General features: G+C 40.3%; 11 protein-coding genes. 7 read left to right on the top strand and 4 right to left on the bottom strand.

What is annotated here, in order from left to right:
• Nucleotides 1–88: 88 nt before the first annotated feature.
• The 3 genes from sspA to D5018_RS02180 all read left to right on the top strand — a co-directional run bounded on the left by sspA (nt 89) and on the right by D5018_RS02180 (nt 5,919).
• Nucleotides 89–718, top strand: a complete 630-nt coding sequence (gene sspA, locus D5018_RS02190) for a stringent starvation protein SspA (protein WP_121837347.1) — start codon at nt 89–91, stop codon at nt 716–718.
• 3 nt (nt 719–721) lie between these two features.
• Nucleotides 722–1,195, top strand: a complete 474-nt coding sequence (locus tag D5018_RS02185) for a ClpXP protease specificity-enhancing factor (protein WP_121837346.1) — start codon at nt 722–724, stop codon at nt 1,193–1,195.
• Between the two features lie 122 nt (nt 1,196–1,317).
• A complete protein-coding gene (locus D5018_RS02180; RefSeq protein ID WP_121837345.1) occupies nt 1,318–5,919 on the top strand; it encodes a hypothetical protein in 4,602 nt (1,533 codons plus the stop codon).
• A 16-nt stretch (nt 5,920–5,935) separates the two neighbouring features.
• Here D5018_RS02180 and D5018_RS02175 read toward each other — a convergent pair whose 3' ends face one another.
• Nucleotides 5,936–7,114: a GGDEF domain-containing protein gene (locus tag D5018_RS02175; protein ID WP_243637362.1), complete on the bottom strand. Its 1,179-nt coding sequence runs from the start codon at nt 7,112–7,114 to the stop codon at nt 5,936–5,938.
• 212 nt (nt 7,115–7,326) lie between these two features.
• On the opposite strand from D5018_RS02175, the gene D5018_RS02170 reads away from it, so the two are divergent.
• From D5018_RS02170 to D5018_RS02160, 3 genes are all read left to right on the top strand, one after another.
• Nucleotides 7,327–8,004 (top strand): hypothetical protein, encoded by a 678-nt coding sequence (locus D5018_RS02170; RefSeq protein ID WP_121837343.1) that lies wholly within the window; start codon nt 7,327–7,329, stop codon nt 8,002–8,004.
• A 193-nt stretch (nt 8,005–8,197) separates the two neighbouring features.
• Entirely contained in the window at nt 8,198–8,779 is a 582-nt protein-coding gene (locus tag D5018_RS02165) for an anthranilate synthase component II (protein ID WP_121837342.1), read from the top strand.
• Nucleotides 8,776–11,253, top strand: a complete 2,478-nt coding sequence (locus D5018_RS02160) for a S9 family peptidase (RefSeq protein ID WP_121837341.1) — start codon at nt 8,776–8,778, stop codon at nt 11,251–11,253. Before D5018_RS02165 ends, D5018_RS02160 begins: the two co-directional genes overlap by 4 nt.
• 63 nt (nt 11,254–11,316) lie before the next feature.
• Here D5018_RS02160 and metB read toward each other — a convergent pair whose 3' ends face one another.
• The 3 genes from metB to D5018_RS02145 form a co-directional block, all read right to left on the bottom strand.
• Nucleotides 11,317–12,537, bottom strand: coding sequence for a cystathionine gamma-synthase (gene metB / locus D5018_RS02155; protein ID WP_121837340.1), 1,221 nt, complete (start codon nt 12,535–12,537; stop codon nt 11,317–11,319).
• Nucleotides 12,524–13,546 carry a homoserine O-succinyltransferase MetX gene (metX, locus tag D5018_RS02150; RefSeq protein ID WP_165904979.1) on the bottom strand — a complete coding sequence of 341 codons (1,023 nt, stop codon included), beginning with the start codon at nt 13,544–13,546 and terminating at the stop codon, nt 12,524–12,526. The genes metB and metX overlap by 14 nt, the downstream gene beginning before the upstream one ends.
• Nucleotides 13,547–13,686: 140 nt before the next feature.
• On the bottom strand, nt 13,687–15,702 hold the full coding sequence (locus tag D5018_RS02145) for an EAL domain-containing protein (RefSeq protein ID WP_121837338.1): 2,016 nt from the start codon (nt 15,700–15,702) through the stop codon (nt 13,687–13,689).
• 175 nt (nt 15,703–15,877) lie between these two features.
• Here D5018_RS02145 and pnp point away from each other — a divergent pair, with 175 nt between their 5' ends.
• Nucleotides 15,878–17,983, top strand: coding sequence for a polyribonucleotide nucleotidyltransferase (pnp, locus tag D5018_RS02140; protein ID WP_121837337.1), 2,106 nt, complete (start codon nt 15,878–15,880; stop codon nt 17,981–17,983).
• Nucleotides 17,984–18,229 lie beyond the last annotated feature (246 nt).

Genomic DNA, 18,229 nt, shown 5'->3' with positions numbered 1-18,229 from the left:
TTTGTTTTTTGTCTAGAATGTATGCAATGTCTATCGCAAGTTACGATGAATTGCAGTTTTCTAGTTTTTTCGATTCTGGAGGGTATCAATGGCTGTTGCTGCCAACAAACGCTCTATCATGACCCTATTTTCTGGGGCTGATGATTTATATAGCCATCAAGTACGTATTGTTTTGGCTGAGAAAGGTGTATCTGTTGATGTTTTACAGGTCGACCCTAATGAGATGCCGGAAGATCTGTTAGAGATTAATCCGTATAATTCTGTACCAACTCTCGTTGACCGTGAGTTAGTTTTATATCAATCACGCATCATCATGGAATACCTAGATGAGCGTTTTCCACATCCACCACTAATGCCTGTTTATCCAGTAGCTCGTGGTCAAAGCCGGTTGATGATGCACCGTGTCGAAACCGACTGGTATCAATTAGCTGAGCGTATTCGTAGCGATGATAATGCAGATGAAGCTCGCAAGGAACTGCAAGAAAGTTTAACGGCAATTTCTCCGGTATTTGCTGAAATGCCATACTTTATGAGTGAAGAATTTGGTTTAGTTGATTGTTATTTGGCTCCTTTACTGTGGCGTTTACCGACATTAAATATCGAATTAAGCTCTCAAGCTAGCCAGCATATTCATGCTTATATGACACGTATATTCGATCGTGAATCATTTAAGGCTTCTTTAACTGAAGCTGAACGTGAAATGCGTATGGGGATCTAATTTATGTTAACTCCAAATCGTCCTTACCTATTAAGAGCTTATTACGAGTGGCTACTCGATAATGATTTGACTCCTCATTTAGTTGTTGATGCGTTTGTTCCTGGTACTCAGGTTCCTCAACAATACGTTAAAGATGGGCAAATAGTACTGAATGTTGCACCTTCAGCTGTGATGAACCTTGAAATGGGTAACAGCTACGTTGAATTCAATGCACGATTTGGCGGAGTTCCGCATCATATTCTATTACCTATGGGGTCTGTTGTTGCAATTTATGCTCGTGAAAATGGTGCAGGTAGTGTTTTCGATATGGAAGAAGCCTTTATGGCTCCTCAAGAGGACGATGAAGAGTTAGCATTAACTAGTGTCGAAGCTGATACAAATGAGGAACAGGCTGAAGAGCCTGACGTTGTTGAAGCTGAAGCTTCAAAGCAGAAAAAACCACCCAAAAAACGTGGGCATTTAACTGTTGTTAAGTAATTGATTAGGGCTACATTCGTGTAGCCTTTTTTATGCCAGAAATTAATTTTTCTTAAAGTTAATTGAGTCAAGCTGGTTATTTTCCTACTCTTTTTTAACCACTTCCTTTTTGTATTTATTTAATGGCTAAAGCTTCTACGGCTGCCGAAAAATATCCAGAATATCAAGTCGTAAACATCAATGCGTTAAAAAAAATACAGACCATTACTATTGAGTCATCAATTCTTGGTGCCAATTTTTCTCGAATTTACGATAAATCTAGCCAAGGAAATATTACTTATTTTGTCAGTTTGGGTGACATAGAGTCTCAAACGATAACTTTTGAACCCGTTTGTGACTTTCATAGAGCCATTGATGAAACCAATGAAGTAAGACTTAATGTACAGCGAGAACTTTCATCTCCTGAAATATCACTTATTGTCCCTCGACAGTATTTATTCAACTATATTCAGCCGATTAAAAATAAAACTTGCGTTCGATTTTTACCCATTCCTCAGATAAATCTTTCTTTATTTGATTACCAAAGTAACCCTGATGATTCAGAAACAATCAATTTAGAGCAAACAACAGAGTACATTGAGCAATCTTCAACTTACTCGAAGTCTGAAAATACAGCTGCAAGCGCTCAATCTAAAACTGATAATGTGGCAGACCAGCAAGATAATAATTTCAAAGAAAGTGCCGAAGCATCTTTGAATCCAATTAAAAATCGTGGTTTTAGAATTTCTCCATCCGCATTGAATAAGCACTTTAATAAGTCAGTTTCGATTGGTGATAATGAACAAGGTGCCAGCAGTGTTGCAGATTTAGCCAATCGTTCCGAAGTAACGACACAAAATCAAATTGTACTCTCGGGTAAGGAGGTTAAGGAGTGTAGCAACCCCGAGCCTAATGCACCGTTCGAAATTGAATCAACTAAGCTTGCACCAGAAACTAAATCAAGCGAACCGTTATCACACACCAGTTCTGACGCTCTGCTTGAATCTGAATATGAAGATAATTATGAGTTGGGTGAATTGGAAGAGTCGAACTTAGATGATGAATTTGATTTTGCCCACCTGTTCGATGAAACAAAAAGTAGTGAAAACTCAATGATGGTTCCGATAAATGTAAGTGAAGTAGGAGAAAGGTTAAAAGTCACTATTGAACCGCAAGTGATGCATTATGAGCTACCACTAGAAAGATTACAGCAGTTATTACATGCAGAGTATTTCGATGAGTTTATCCATATCGTTATTCATTCAGTGAAACCTGATGATACTCGAGTATTGTTAATGCTTGCTTATGCCTTGTTAAAAACTTCGAAAACGCCTCAATCAATTAAGCTTTTGAACTACTGTATACAATCAAAGCTGGCTCATCCTACTACATTGATTTGGGCGCACTACTATTTAGGTGATGCGTATCAGTTAAAAGACAAGCTGCAATCAATATTTCATTTTCAACGTGCATTTGAATGCAGTGAAGGAGTTACTCTAAGCACGGGATGGATATTTGGTGAGGATGATAACAAACCAATAAACAGAAAGTTATTTTTGTTTAAACAAGGGGGCATTCATGTTGAGTTGTTTGAGTTAGAACAGGCGAAGGGCTGCTTTATAAGATGCATTGAGAGCAAAGAAACTGTAAAGAATAACACTGAGTGTGCTGCATTGATTCAGCTATCAAAAGTCTATCTGATGGCAAATTGTTACCATTTGACGATTGAATGCTCTCAACGTGCTCTTACTTTTGAGGATATATCTCTAGATTTCAGAGTTACTGCTCTAAGTTACCAGTTGATTGCTTACTCAAGATCAATGCAAACGGAACAAGCAGCCCTATGTTTTAAATCCTTATCTGAGCAAGAAAAGTTAATTCTAAGTTCTGACCAAGCTATTACTAAGCCTGCTTTTTTAATCTGGGCTAGGGCTATCGGTGAGTATTGGTTATCTTTAAGAGAGTACGAGAAAATGCGGCAGCAACAAGATGACATGTTGGGATGTGGTGTATTTCGTGAAGACGTTTTTTTACGAGACCAGTCGTATTTTTTTATTGGTGAACATTATCTGAATTGCGGACAACCCGATCGCGCTGTTCCTCATTATTCAGAAGTCTTACGTTCTTACTTGATTTCCCCTTCTTGTAAAGCATTAAAGTTACAGGCAAGGTTAAATCGTGGAAAATCATATTTGCAGTTGATACCCAGAACCATCACTAAGACGGAAGATAAAAAACACGCTTATCATGGATTGAAAGATCTTAATAAAGCCCGGAAAAGTTGTTTGGAGCTTTATGGTGCAATTCAATACCCAAGTAAACCAAATTGCACACTAGAAGATAAATTTAAATTTGGATTTATACGTGAAACAACAACACAGACGATTTATGCTCACTATGTGATTGGAAATCCTGAATCTACACAAGTCATGCTTGCCATGTTTAACTTGTCAACAAAACTTCGAATGGCAGTCTGTATTTGCTCAATGGTGGAGCATGAATCGACAAGTAGTGCTTTGCCTATACTATCCGCATGTGTAGAGGAAAAAAGTGCATCCTCAGTAATTGATTTTAATGAACTCATTGAGTGTGAACATACAGATGTACTAGACGGCTATATCAATACTCAAGTCAAAGCACCGCTAGTCGTTTTATTTCTTTCTGATTATGCCTTGTGTTGCTGGGAAGTTTCAGAGAAGCAAAGATTCCACTTTAGTGCTCCAATTCTCGGAGCAATGCGATTTGGTCGACAAAATACGTTATCGGAATTTATTGCTAGCTTGGATAAATTGAATCAATCACAATTTTGCCGATTTCCTCTCCCTTATGATTTGTTGCAAATCACACTAGAGTCTATTGGTAAACTTTTGAGCGAGATGTTGAAGCAAGGCGTATTCAAAACAAGAGAGCCGTTAACGTTAGTCGTTGATGAATGCTGCACCAGTGTGCCTTTTGAGATTTTGATTGATCATATTGCTACAGATGAATTAACCCCCTTTATGCACCCATTTATCCGCTATATTCCTTCAATAATGACCTACCATCACTTTAAAGATGATTGTGATGTTAGAGTTTTAACCGGTTCGGTGGTGGCTGGAATTTCTCAGTTGAATATTCGGGGCGAACATTACTATCAGAGTGAGGATATCTGCCGCTTGTTGCAAACAAAATTAACACCATTGTCTAGTGGAGAATTTGCAGAAAGAGCCTCTAATGCTTCTTTAATTCATCTCACAAATCATTATACAAGTGGTGGTGAGCTGCTATTTTCAATGCCGCAACTTAAGTCTGGTGATGAAGGTACTAAAGCAGGGGCGATTGATATTTTCTCATTAAGCCAATGGAAATCCTTAAGATTGCAAATGCCATTGGTCGTGATTACGGGACAAAAAGTTCCTCAGGTGTCATTTAGCGATGTTGATAGAGATCCAATGTCTCTTGCGGATAGGTTACTGCTAAGTGGAGCGGGTGCAATATTAGCTCCAAGGTGGGAGCTAAATGCCAAGCAAAAAGAGTATTTCTTTTTATTCTTTTACGCACAGGTGAGCCGAGGTCGCTCAACGTTAGATAGCCAGCACCAAGCCAGTATTTGGTTTAGAGTGATTTCTCATCCATCGTCACAGGATTGGGCTTGTTACCAATATATTGGTAAAAACATCACCTATATTCCAGAGCCTTTGCTATTAGAATTTCTACAAGCATCAGCCTCTCATGCTCCTGAAACTCTGAAGATTCAACGGTTGCTCAATCAATTGCAATGTAACAACTCATCATGCTTATTATTACTTTCTGGAGAAAGAGCCGGTGATATAACGACGATTTGTCATGAATACATTAGTGCTTACTATCAGAAGTATGCTGCTGGAATCTATTGGATAAGAGCTAATGTAGGAAATGCTGAATTAACAATACAACTTAAACAGATAGAGCGAAGTCAGCGGTGCGAAGGTCGCATCTTGATAGTGATAGATATGATCAGTGATGTTATAGAGTTGAGCTTACTTCAACAGAAGATAAAATTAGCAAAACTTGAATCAGATTGTGATGTGCTGGTTTTGGCTGATAAGGCCTTGGTAACTGAACATAATATTGATGCTGTGGTATCAAGTCCACTTTCAACAGAGCAGACCGTCTTAAGGATATCACTGGCACTTTCTAATCAAGCTTGCTTTGAATATTCTCGCGAATTAAGGGCGCAATTATGGTTATTTTCTGAAAAGTTGCAGGGACGGTTAGCATGGGTCAATCATACTGAGTTGATGATCCATAAAGTGTCTCCAAAAAATTTAGAGCAAGCTGTGGCACTATTCGACACAATTATCAGCCAGCTTGAAAAGCCTGCTAATACAGATAAGGAAAATAGTGAGGCAGTGTCTCTAGTGACGCGCTACAGTGGACAAATACAATGTCTATTTCGCTTGCAGGGTAATACTCCGGAATCTGAGGAAGTGATCATTAAGTTATCGCAAAAGTTAATTGCTTTAGAAAATAAGGCTAGCGATAAAACAGCTGACTTGGCAGGGCAAGTTTTTGAGTATCTTATAGAGCAAGGCTATTTAAGGAGAGCGCTAGACTTTAACGTTCGACTGTCGGTTATACACCCTAAACGATGGCAATTAGCACCTTGGTGCTTATGTACTGATCATGAAGTAAATTACGACGTCCTAACGCAATTACATCGAGAGTACGTTGAGGATAAGACCTCGGATACTTTTGTACTCTGGTTAACTCGGCGTTTTGATTAGGGGGCGTATATGGTCTCTATGAACAAACTTGATTTCGGCCTTGCTTCTTGGCTTTATATAGCGCTACGTCAGCAGCTTTAAGTGTTTTATCAAAATCTTGCTTACGTTCGTGTTGCGCAACACCTATCGAAATAGTCACACTCACGGTTTTATTTTTACTGTTTCCCTTGTTCCTAGCACTCTTATCTGTATTTTTACGGTTTTCGTTTCTGATCACCATTTCGTAGTTCTGGATTTCTTCACGCACGGCTTCGAGATGTTCAAGTGTTTGCTCAACTGATTTTCTCGGAAAAATGATAGTAAATTCTTCACCACCGTAGCGAAATACTTTTCCACCTCCAGTGACTTTTGACAGCCTACTCGCTACCAGTTTCAGTACTTGATCTCCAACGTCATGGCCATAGGTATCGTTAAACTTTTTAAAGTGATCAATATCTATCATGGCAACACAATACTTGTTACTTAGAGATAATACTAAATTGTATAACGCTCTGCGCGATGGGAGCCCCGTGAGTTCGTCTCGATAGGCTAAGTGATAAGAGTCGAATAACACGCTCAGGAAGATTAATACCGCTATTCCTAGCAATGCAATATCTATTGGGATTGTATGTGGCTGAAAATACAGTAATGACCATAAGATAAAGGCAAGCGAAATAGTAGTTGTTGTTAATGTATTTTTAACGAGCATACCAATACTAATGATAATGGCAGTAGCAGCCCAAAAAGTAAGTGTAACATCATCAATTGCTAATGGCGTTGTAAGCAATTTGTTGCTGTGGTTAAGCAGCGTTTCGATGTTAAACGTTAGGCCTGCACAAGCCATGAAGGTGAAAAAGGCTAGAAATCCATGAATCGATGCTATCCCTCTATCTTTCATCAATAGCAATAATGACATACTTAAACTACCGAATAAAAAGATAGGCACTTTATAGGTAAGCAGGTATTTACTATCAATAATAATGCTTCGGTTCATGCAATAAAAAGTAACGAGCAGTATAGCTAAGTAGGCTAATCGACTGCGATTGAATTGCAGAGAAACTAAGGCGGCAATTGGAAAAAGCCATAGAGGGAGTTCGCGAGTGACTGGACGCCAATGTTGCCAATATTCTTGAACGTTCAGTACCAGAAAAAAAGCGATACCAGTCAATAGCATTGGGAGTAAAACTGATCGCACTCGTAAAACTATATCAGCCAATGTTAACTCCATTTACATCAAAGGGGATACAAGTTAATACACTTATGGGGGGGAATATTTTCCCTCAAACTTGAAACCATAATTCGCAACATCATTGTCATCATTCTATAATGAACAAACGTTTGTTGCCATGTCGGATAACAAATTCACTGTAGGATACTGCTTAATATCACTTATTACTGTGAGTGATATTGAAATATGAGGATGTAAACATGAAATTGAGCAGAGCTCCATTACTACTGGCTTTCTTAGGCCTTTCTATGCCAGCAATGGCCGATTCATCAAATGGAATAGCAATCAAAGCTGGTACCTTAGGTGCTGGTATTGAGTATTACCATGGTCTAACTGATAACGTAAATGTACGACTTGGTGTAAATGCATTTAATGCAAACGGTGAATTTGAAGAAGCCTCACTTAAATATGATGCTGAGCTTGAGCTTCGATCTGCATCATTGATTTTTGATTATCATCCATTTGACTCATCTGGCTTCCGTATGAGTGCTGGTGCTTTTTATAATGGTAATAAGGCTAATTTAGAGGCCTTGGCAGTTAATGGTGAATTCGAATTTAACGGTCAAATATATAAAGTTGAAGACGTTGGCAGTGCTAAAGGTCAAATCGAATTTCAAAAGTTTGCTCCCTATCTTGGTCTAGGTTGGGCTTTTGCACCAACAAGCACTTCAAATTGGGGTTTCAATGTTGAGCTTGGTGCTTATTATCACAACACACCTCAAACTCAACTCAATGTGACCTGTGGGCAAGCACTTTCAACCAGTCAGTGTGATGTTCTTTTAGATAACGTTGTCGCAGAGCAGAAAGAATTTGAAGATGATATTAAAGAATATAAGTTTTACCCAGTATTCAATGTTGGTATTCAATATCGTTTTTAATTAAACTTCTCAATAAAAGGCCCGATAAGGGCTTTTTTTGTAAAAAATGATAGCTGCTTAACTGCATCAAATTTGTAAAACAGTCTGTCAAAAACCTTAAAATCCTGCACTTTACTTATTTTTGATCATAGAATACCCCATCAATATTTATCCTTATTCAATTTATGCAACAACAACAACAGGTAGCACTTATATGCTACTGATGATTGATAATTATGATTCGTTTACTTTTAACCTTGTGCAGTACTTTCAACAGTTAGGGCAAGAGGTATTGATTAAACGTAATGATGAAATAACCATTGATGATATCGAAGATATTGCCCCGGACTATTTGGTTATTTCACCAGGTCCTTGTACCCCAAATGAAGCTGGAATATCACTTCAAGCCATCGAGTATTTTCACGGAAAGCTGCCAATATTAGGCGTTTGTCTTGGGCATCAAGCCATAGCTCAGGTTTTTGGTGCTAATGTTATTCGTGCTCAGCGAGTTATGCATGGAAAAACCAGTAATATTGAACATCAAGGGCAAGGATTATTTTCTAAGTTGAATCATCCACTCACAGTTACTCGTTACCATTCCCTGTTGGTTGATTCCCTACCTGAAAGCTTTACACTGGACGCATGGTTTGATGATCCAGATCACGGGCGTGAAATCATGGCAATGAGTCATAATTCTTTGCCTATTTATGGTGTTCAATTTCACCCAGAATCTATCTTGACTGAGCAAGGTTTGGATTTGCTCAATAACTTTTTAAAAATAAAGGAACAAGCATGAACTTGTTGACTAGAAATCTTGCCTTAGGGACATTGAGCGTGGCGATTTTATCGGCATGTGCATCTGCGCCAATTACTCCTAAACCTCAACTACAAACTACATCATCCGCCGTTGAACTAACAGCTCCACCTAAAGTGGGACAACAGCTTACCATGAAACAAATCATGGCTAATCCAGACTGGATGGGTATTTTAGCCAAACAAGCTTATTGGTCAGATGATAGTAGCTCTGTATATTTTGTGCGTCAGGCATATGGTTCGCCATTAAAAGATTATTATCAGCAAGCTGTTAATGGTACAGCCAAAAAATTGAATATTGCTGACTACCACCTAGCGGACCAACGTGATGGTGTTTTCAATATCGAAAACACCAAAAAAGCGTATTTGTACCAAGGTAACATCTTCGTTAAAAACCTTGAAACCGGTAATGTTGAGCAAGTTACTAAACAAAACCGCCGTATCAGTGGTGTGCGTTATCTTAGCAACGGTGACTTAGCCTATTGGCAAGGTAATCAAATTTTCCGTATTCATGCAAACAGTGGCTTAATCGAGCAGCTGGCTGACATCAAGATGGAAAATGCGCCTAAAGGTGTTCAGCAGCCATCGACTTACTTAGCTAAGCAGCAGCAACGTTTGATCAAGTACGTAGCTAAGCAACATAAAGATGCAGTGCTAAAAGAACAATTTAATGATCAATTGGCTAAGCAAGATCCAACTGTCGCCTCTAAAGCTTGGTACTTGGGTAAAAATAATCGTGTAGTCGAATCAAGCTTATCACCAGACGGCCGTTATCTATTTGTAGCTGTGGTCGATAAAAACTATAAGTGGCGCAGTGAGCATGACATCATGCCTAATTACATTGGCAAAGATGGTTATGTAGATGCTGTGCCAGCGCGTGCAAGAGTCGCGGAAGACAAGTATCCAGGTCAAGATTTTATGGTGCTTGATCTTAAGACCCATCAAAAGCGTGCAATCACGATTGAAGGCTTAACAGGCTACAACCAAGATGTGTTAGCTAAAGTCAAAGCTGAAAATGCTAAGAAAGAAGGCAAAGCTTACGACAGTGAAAAGACACCTCGTAAATTGCAATTAATGGTGGATTGGGGCTGGAGCCAAAGTCCTATTCAATGGCATCCATCAGAAGATAAACTGTTGGTGATGATTGAAGCCGTTGATAACAAAGATCGTTGGATTGCTAATGTTGATCTAAAAAATGGTCGTTTCAGCACTGAAGATCGCCTGCATGATGATGCGTGGATCAATTACACTCATAATCAGTACGGATGGATTGATGACAGTGACCAATATTATTTCTTATCTGAAAAAAGCGGTTACTCACAGCTTTATCTAAAACAAATAGGCAAACCCGCTAAAGCGTTAACCAAAGGCAAGTACGTGGTGAGCGAAGTGACGGTTGGTCCTCGTAGTCAATACCTTTACTACAAAGCAAATAAAACGCACCCTGGAATGTACAACGTGTATCGGGTGAATATCGCATCGGGTAAAAGTGAACAGTTGACGAACTGGAAAGGGGTACTCGATTACCGCTTAAGCCCTGATGGTGAGTCATTACTATTAACTGCATCAACTCGAACTCGTCCAAATGAACTTTATGTTCAAAAAATTGGTGGAGAGTTGAAGCAACTGACCAATTACACCAGCAAAGCATTTGCTGATTACCAATGGCAAGCCCCTGAAGTCGTAGCTGTTCCATCAACTCATGGCGCTGGTGAAGTCTATGCTCGTGTGTATTTACCTCAAGGATTTGATAAAAATAACGCTGATAAATACCCAGCAGTGATTTTCAATCACGGTGCAGGTTATCTTCAAAACGCACATTATGGATTCTCTGGTTATTTCCGTGAATACATGTTCCATAACCTATTAGCTCAACAAGGCTATGTAGTAATGGATATGGATTATCGTGGCTCTAAAGGTTATGGGCGTGATTGGCGAACTGCGATTTACCGCAATATGGGTCATCCAGAAGTTGAAGATTTGGAAGATGGCGTAAAATGGATGGCTAAGAATGCCAACGTAGACGCTAAGCGTGTGGGAACTTATGGTGGTTCTTACGGTGGCTTCTTAACCTTTATGGCGTTGTTTACTGAACCTGATTTATTCCAAGCTGGCGCGGCGCTTCGTCCTGTTACCGATTGGGCACACTATAATGCTCCTTATACCTCTAATATTTTGAATACACCTGATGTTGATCCAATTGCTTACGAGCGTAGCTCTCCGATTGAACATGCTGAAGGTCTTAAGAAGCCGCTGCTTATTATGGCTGGTGTACTGGATGACAATGTATTCTTCCAAGACAGTGTACGTTTAGTTCAGCGCTTAATTGAACTGGAAAAACCAATGTTTGAAACAGCGATTTATCCGGTAGAGCCCCATGGCTTTAAACAACCTTCAAGCTGGTTAGATGAATACAACCGTATTTATAAGCTTTTTGAGCAAAATTTGAAAAAATAGTCTTGTGAAGGCGAAAGTGAAAAAATGGCGCAGATTTTTCTGCGCCATTTTTTTAGGAACAGATTACTTCGTAGTGAGCTTTTGTCGAAAAACACTGAAAGACTCAAGAGCTTGTGATAAGTCTGCTAGTAAGTCTTCATTGTGTTCAATGCCGATTGAGAATCGTAATAAAGAGCTTGAAATCCCTGCTGATTTACGGGCTTCTTCGCTTATTCCTGCATGAGTCATGGTAGCTGGATGACAAACTAAGCTTTCTACACCACCAAGAGACTCGGCAAGCGTAAACATATTTAATGAGCTAAAAAAGTGATTGAGAAGTTGCGGATAGTATTGTGGCTCTGTACCTAAATCTAATTCGACACTCAGCATGGCACCAAAACCGGATTGTTGTTTTACCGCAATTTCATGCCCAGAATGACTCTTTAAGCTTGGGTGATAGACCTTTTTAATAGTTGGATGCTGTTTCAGGTAATCCAGCAATGATTGTGTATTTTGCTCATGAATTTGTAGACGTGCATGTAAAGTACGAACACCACGTAAAGTCATGTAGCTATCAAAAGGTGCCGCAGTCGCGCCGATACAATTTGCCCACCACGCTAACTTCTCGTGGAGTTCTTGAGTTTTTGCAATGACGGCACCACCAACCACATCACTGTGACCATTGATGTACTTAGTGGTGGAGTGGATAACGATATCTGCGCCTAACTCAAGCGGCTTTTGCCATAGTGGTGTCAAGAAGGTGTTATCAACTGCAACTAAAGCACCGACTTGATGAGCTTGTTGACAAATGGCTTCAATATCATAAATCCGAAGTAATGGATTGCTCGGTGTTTCGACCCACACTAAGCAAGGTTGCTGTTCAAGCGCTTGTTGTAGGGCTTGCTGATCATTCTGGTCAACAATATTTAGGTTAAACAAGCCACGTTTTGAAGCATGTTCAAATAAACGATAGCTACCACCATAACAATCATGGGGAACGAGGAGAGTATCTTCAGGTGTTAATAATTGGAGTACGAGGTTAACTGCTGCCATGCCTGTGGGCGTGATCACCGCGTTATGACCGCCTTCGAGTTCTGCTAATGCTTCGGCTAGAAGATCACGAGTAGGATTGCCTGAGCGAGTGTAATCATACTTGCGTGGTTGATTAAATGACTCAAAGCTAAAATTACTAGACAGATAGATTGGAGGCATTACTGCACCGTGAGCCATATCTGTATCTAAACCAGAGCGAACGGCTGTTGTTTGCGTATGTGAGTAGGCAGAATGTTCTTTAGTGTTGGGCATGGCTATTGGACTCTAACGTTTGTTGAATAAGTGGGGTTATGGCTTGAGTTTCTTTTAAAAAGGCATCATGGCCGTATAGCGAAGTGAGATGGAAATGTTGGCTTTTTCCTTGGCTATACTCAGCCAGTTCTTGCATCAATTTTTTAGGGATGAGTTGGTCAGTGTCAAAGCTGATACAAGTGATTGGTGTTTTTATGTTTTCAGGCAGGATATGGTGCAAGTCGATAGATTCTGATAAACAAAGATAAGCACGACAACAGAAATTCTTTTTGAATGCTTCACCTCTAGAGGTCAAATACCCATTAACTGGAAATTGAAAATAACCATCAACGACATACGGTGCTGTAGAAAACCTTTCTTCAAACTCTATAAATGAACGATAGGTCGTCATCGCTAGCGCTCTAGCAAGCGCGATGGCCTGTTCTTCCTGCTCAGTATCAGCGCCAAGTTGTATAATTTGACGTTGTATCGATCGCCAAGCAATGCCGAGGTTACTGCTTTTATGAGCCGCACATAAAATACAAAGTTGTTTTACTTTATTAGGAAATAATTCAGCGAATGCAAGGGCGATCATTCCGCCATAGGATGCACCAATAAAGTTGTGAACCACATCAATGTTTAAATGTTCCAATAAGAGTGAAATGGCTTTTGCCTGATCTCTTGTATCAATAGCAGCGGCTTGGCTTGAATGTTCATTAGCATCTGGACCACTAGAGTCATGGTTTCCACCAAGAAAGTCGATGCTTAACACTTGATAACGGTCAGTATCTATCGCTAATCCAGCTCCCACCATTTCTGGCCACCACAGCTCGGTTTCTTTCCCTGACGAGATCCCCCCGAGCACTATGATGACAGGTGCAAGGCTAGGTCCTCTAAGATAATATGAAACTTGTCCATGAAAGACAGTTCCACCATGAAACAAGGGGTGCTTTTCTGGTAATTGAAAGAAGCCGCGACTATCTATCCTTGCTGATGCCTCAAAGAAAGAAGGCAATACTGCAGTTGTCATCCTGTTATCCCTATGCATATTGAAAGAGGATTTGCATAAAAAATCCTACTTAATGCATAGATAATAAACATTAAGCCGTCAAGGTGTCAAGATGTTTAGATGTCTAAAGTGGGGGTGGTTATTTTGTTAATTCAATATGGCTATTCAATTTCTAAAACCGTTTGCTCTGGTTCAAGGTACTGATTTTCAAATTCTTCCTGTGGTAATGGACGGCTGAATAAATACCCTTGCCCTAAAGCGCAGCCATGCGCTTGTAACCATTTTAGTTGTTTGGCTTCGTCAATACCTTCTGCAACAATTTCCAAATCCATTTGTTGACCGAGCATAACGATAGTAGATGCAATGGCATCATTTTCGGGCAGTCCTTCAACAAAAGCGCGATCAATTTTTAAGGTATTGATAGGCAATACTTTTAGGTATGAGAGCGACGAATAACCGGTACCAAAATCATCAATGGAGACTTTAAAGCCGGATTTCCTAAGCTGTTCTATCACAGCGATGGCTAATTGAATATCATGAATAAATGAGCTTTCTGTAATTTCAATTTCTATTAGGGAAGGATCAAGATGAAAACTGCTGACACAGCTTTTGAGTTGTTCAACGAATTTTGGATCAATAAAGTGTTTGGCGGCGATATTGATAGCAATAGAAGGCACTTGATTAAATTCGTCACACCATTTTCTTAGTGTTTCACAGGTTTTATTGATCACCCATTTACCTAAAGTAACGATCAACCCCGACTCTTCTGCCACCGGAATGAACTCTCCAGGAGAGATAACTTTATCACCTTGATGCCAGCGTATTAAGGCTTCAGCTCCTTTCATTTTTCCGGTAGCTAATTCTATTTTTGGTTGGAAAAATAAGGATAGGTTGTCATTGCGAATAGCATTATAAAGATTGGCTTCAATGCGCAAATGAGCGATGGCTTTTTCGGTCATTTTTTTATTGAAAAACGCCCAATTACCTAAGCCTTGCTTTTTGGCACTGTACATGGCGATTTCAGCATGGCGGATCAAATCATCTGCGTTGTGGCCATCATCAGGATAGAGAGCGATTCCCACAGAGGCATTGGGGTGAAGTTTATGCTCATTTAAAAACAGGGGCTTTTTGATTTCTTTAATTAAGGTTTGTGCAAATTCCCCTGCTTGCGGAAGCGTCTGTGGATCATTAGCAATGATCGCAAACTCATCACCACCAAGGCGAGCTACAGTGCCTTTTTCGCCTACAACTCGCTTTAATACGCGGGCGATACGCAGTAAGTATCGATCGCCGAGTTGGTGCCCCAACGAATCGTTGATGTTTTTAAAGCGATCTAAGTCAATATAAAACAGAGCAAAACTGCGTTTTTGTTGACTAGAACGCTGAATACTCAGGTTGATGGTTTCAAGTAACAACACGCGATTGGGCAAGCTGGTCAGTGGATCTTTTGTTGCCATTTTTCGTAACTTGAGTTGTGCCATATCAAACTGAATCAATATTTGATTGAACTTAGTCAGTACTCTGGATAATTCGTTATTGTTGTGAAAAGGAATACGAGGTAATAAATTATCTTTAGGGGTATCTGGAGTGATTTTATCTATGGCTTGACTCAAAATGAGCATTGGCTTGGTTAAAAACAAATGAAATACACAAGTGAGTAATACCGTGAGCACAAGCGTACCAATTAAAGAAAAAATAAAGGTGCGGGTAAAATGCCTTTGAAGCGTCTGGCTGATCTTTTTAAGATCATAGTGAAGATTAAGCCTTGCAAAAGGCTGTGAGTTGTCTCGGTAAAGTAATCGAGTGCTATGTTGTTGATTTTGAAATAACCACTGAGCCAAATCATGCCAAATTCCAGTTTCTGCATCTAACGGTTTATTGGCTGAAAATATGCGTCCAGTTTCTCTTAGTTCGATACTGACGCTTTGGATCCAAGGCAGATCAAAGCTTTGCTTTAATAACTGCTGTGCTAAGAGCGTGTTGTCGTTTAGGGAAGAGGCTTTGGCGCTTTGTTCCAATGTATGAATCAGGGTTTCCCCTTGCTGCTTGAGGTGTCGTTTTTCAGTATGAACTACTGAAATGAATTCGATAAAAAGCAGTGCCACGGCAAAACAAAATACCGTTATAGACACTAAAAAAGTTTGCTTTAATGTGAGAGAACTAAAGCGTAATTTCATCCCTGAATTCAACCCTCTATGATTTTTTAAGCTCACAAGATCCGTTTGTCAGCCGATTTATACATGAAATATTTGTGATAATGGTGTTTGTGAAGTATAGACGCTTTATCTAATGACGGTTGTTAACGTATAATACCGAGCGAAATTTAAGATAATTAATTAAGGAATTGGTCAAGTGAATCCAATTGTAAAGAGTTTTGAATACGGTCAACACACCGTAACTCTAGAAACCGGAGTGATTGCACGTCAAGCTGACGCTGCTGTGTTGGCAAGCATGGGCGACACCACGGTTTTAGTAACTGTAGTAGGTAAGAAAGACGCAGACCCAGGTCGTGACTTCTTCCCTCTGACAGTTAACTATCAAGAAAAAGCATACGCAGCGGGTAAGATCCCTGGTGGTTTCTTCAAGCGTGAAGGTCGTCCATCTGAAGACGAAACTCTGATTGCACGTTTGATTGACCGTCCGATCCGTCCTCTTTTCCCGAACGGCTTCAAAAACGAAGTTCAAGTGATCATCACTGTTGTTTCTGTTGATCCTAATATTGAGCCAGACATCATTTCGATGATTGGTACTTCTGCGGCATTAGCGATTTCTGGTATTCCATTTAATGGTCCACTAGGCGCGGCACGTGTTGGTTACACGGGTAGCGAATACATCCTAAACCCTAACGTAGATCAAATGCCAGAAAGCCAACTAGACCTTGTTGTTGCTGGTACTCAGTCTGCGGTATTAATGGTTGAATCTGAAGCGCAGGCATTACCAGAAGAAATCATGCTAGGTGCGGTGGTTTACGGTCACGACCAGCAACAAGTTGTTGTTAATGCTATTGAAGAATTCAAAGCTGAAGCGGGTAAGCCTGCTTGGGGTTGGACTGCAGAAGAAAAAGACCAAGATCTTGTTGCTAAAATCAAAGATTTAGCAGAAGAAGGCATGGGTGCAGCTTACCAAGTGGTTGATAAGCAAGAGCGTCGTGACGCTGTAGCGGCGGTTAAATCTGCTGCTGTTGAGAAGCTAGTCGCTGAAAACGAAGGCATTGATGTGTCTGAAGTTGAAGGTCTACTAGGTAGCCTAGAAAAGAACGTAGTTCGTGGTCGCATCATCCGTGGTGAGCCTCGTATTGATGGTCGTGAGCCTGATATGGTTCGTGCGCTTAATGTTCAAGCGGGTGTACTGCCACGTACTCACGGCTCTGCAATCTTCACTCGTGGTGAAACTCAGGCTTTAGTTGCTGCAACTTTAGGTACTGAGCGTGATGCACAAAAGATTGATGGTATTATGGGCGAGAAAACCAGCCGCTTTATGTTGCACTACAACTTCCCTCCTTACTCTGTAGGTGAAACTGGTATGGTTGGTTCGCCTAAGCGTCGTGAAATTGGTCACGGTAAACTAGCTTGGCGTGGTATCAACGCGGTTATGCCAACCGAAGCTGAATTCCCATACGCAGTTCGCGTAGTATCTGAAATCACTGAATCTAACGGTTCAAGCTCGATGGCTTCGGTTTGTGGTACTTCTCTAGCGCTTATGGATGCAGGTGTACCAATCAAGGCATCTGTTGCGGGTATCGCAATGGGTCTTGTGAAAGAAGGCGATGACTTTGTCGTTCTTTCTGACATTCTAGGTGACGAAGACCACTTAGGTGATATGGACTTTAAAGTAGCAGGTACTCGTGACGGTATTACTGCACTGCAAATGGATATCAAGATCGAAGGTATCACTAAAGAAATCATGGATATTGCTCTGCAACAAGCCATGGGCGCTCGTATACACATTTTAAACGTGATGGACAGTGCAATCGGTTCTCACCGTGACGATATCTCTGATCACGCGCCTCGTATCACGAGCATCAAGATCAACCCTGAGAAGATCCGTGATGTGATTGGTAAAGGTGGTGCGACTATCCGCGCTCTTACTGAAGAGACTGGCACAACGATTGAACTTGATGATGACGGTACTGTACGTATTGCGTCTTCTGACGGTGACTCTACTCGTGAAGCAATTCGTCGTATTGAAGAGCTAACTTCTGAAGTTGAAGTTGGTCGTATCTATAAAGGTAAGATCAACCGTATCGTTGACTTTGGTGCGTTCGTAAATATCCTTCCGGGTAAAGATGGTCTAGTACACATTTCACAAATCAGTGAAGAACGTGTGGCTAACGTATCTGATCACCTAGCAGTAGGTCAGGAAGTTGACGTGAAAGTGATGGAAGTGGATCGTCAAGGTCGCGTTCGTCTATCTATCAAAGAAGCGAATGCAAAAGAAGAAGCACCAGCTGCTGAATAATCTATTTTTTAGATAGCAAATCTAAGGGAGCTTTTTAGCTCTCTTTTTTTGTAGTTTTTAACCAAGGTACTGAATGATAAATAGGCAAGTAATATTTGTATCACACCAACAAGGTTAATCGTTTTCCTTTTTTGTGAGAGAATTACAAATTCATGCTATTTATACTCGTGATACTTGAAGATGCAACTTTCAGGGCTTGTTCAGCGTTGCATTATTCTAGGCGTGAAAGTGAAGAACTAGCGGGCT

This window comes from Parashewanella curva (assembly GCF_003675895.1).
GTDB lineage: Bacteria > Pseudomonadota > Gammaproteobacteria > Enterobacterales > Shewanellaceae > Parashewanella > Parashewanella curva.
This window is presented reverse-complemented; position numbering and strand designations above follow the sequence as displayed.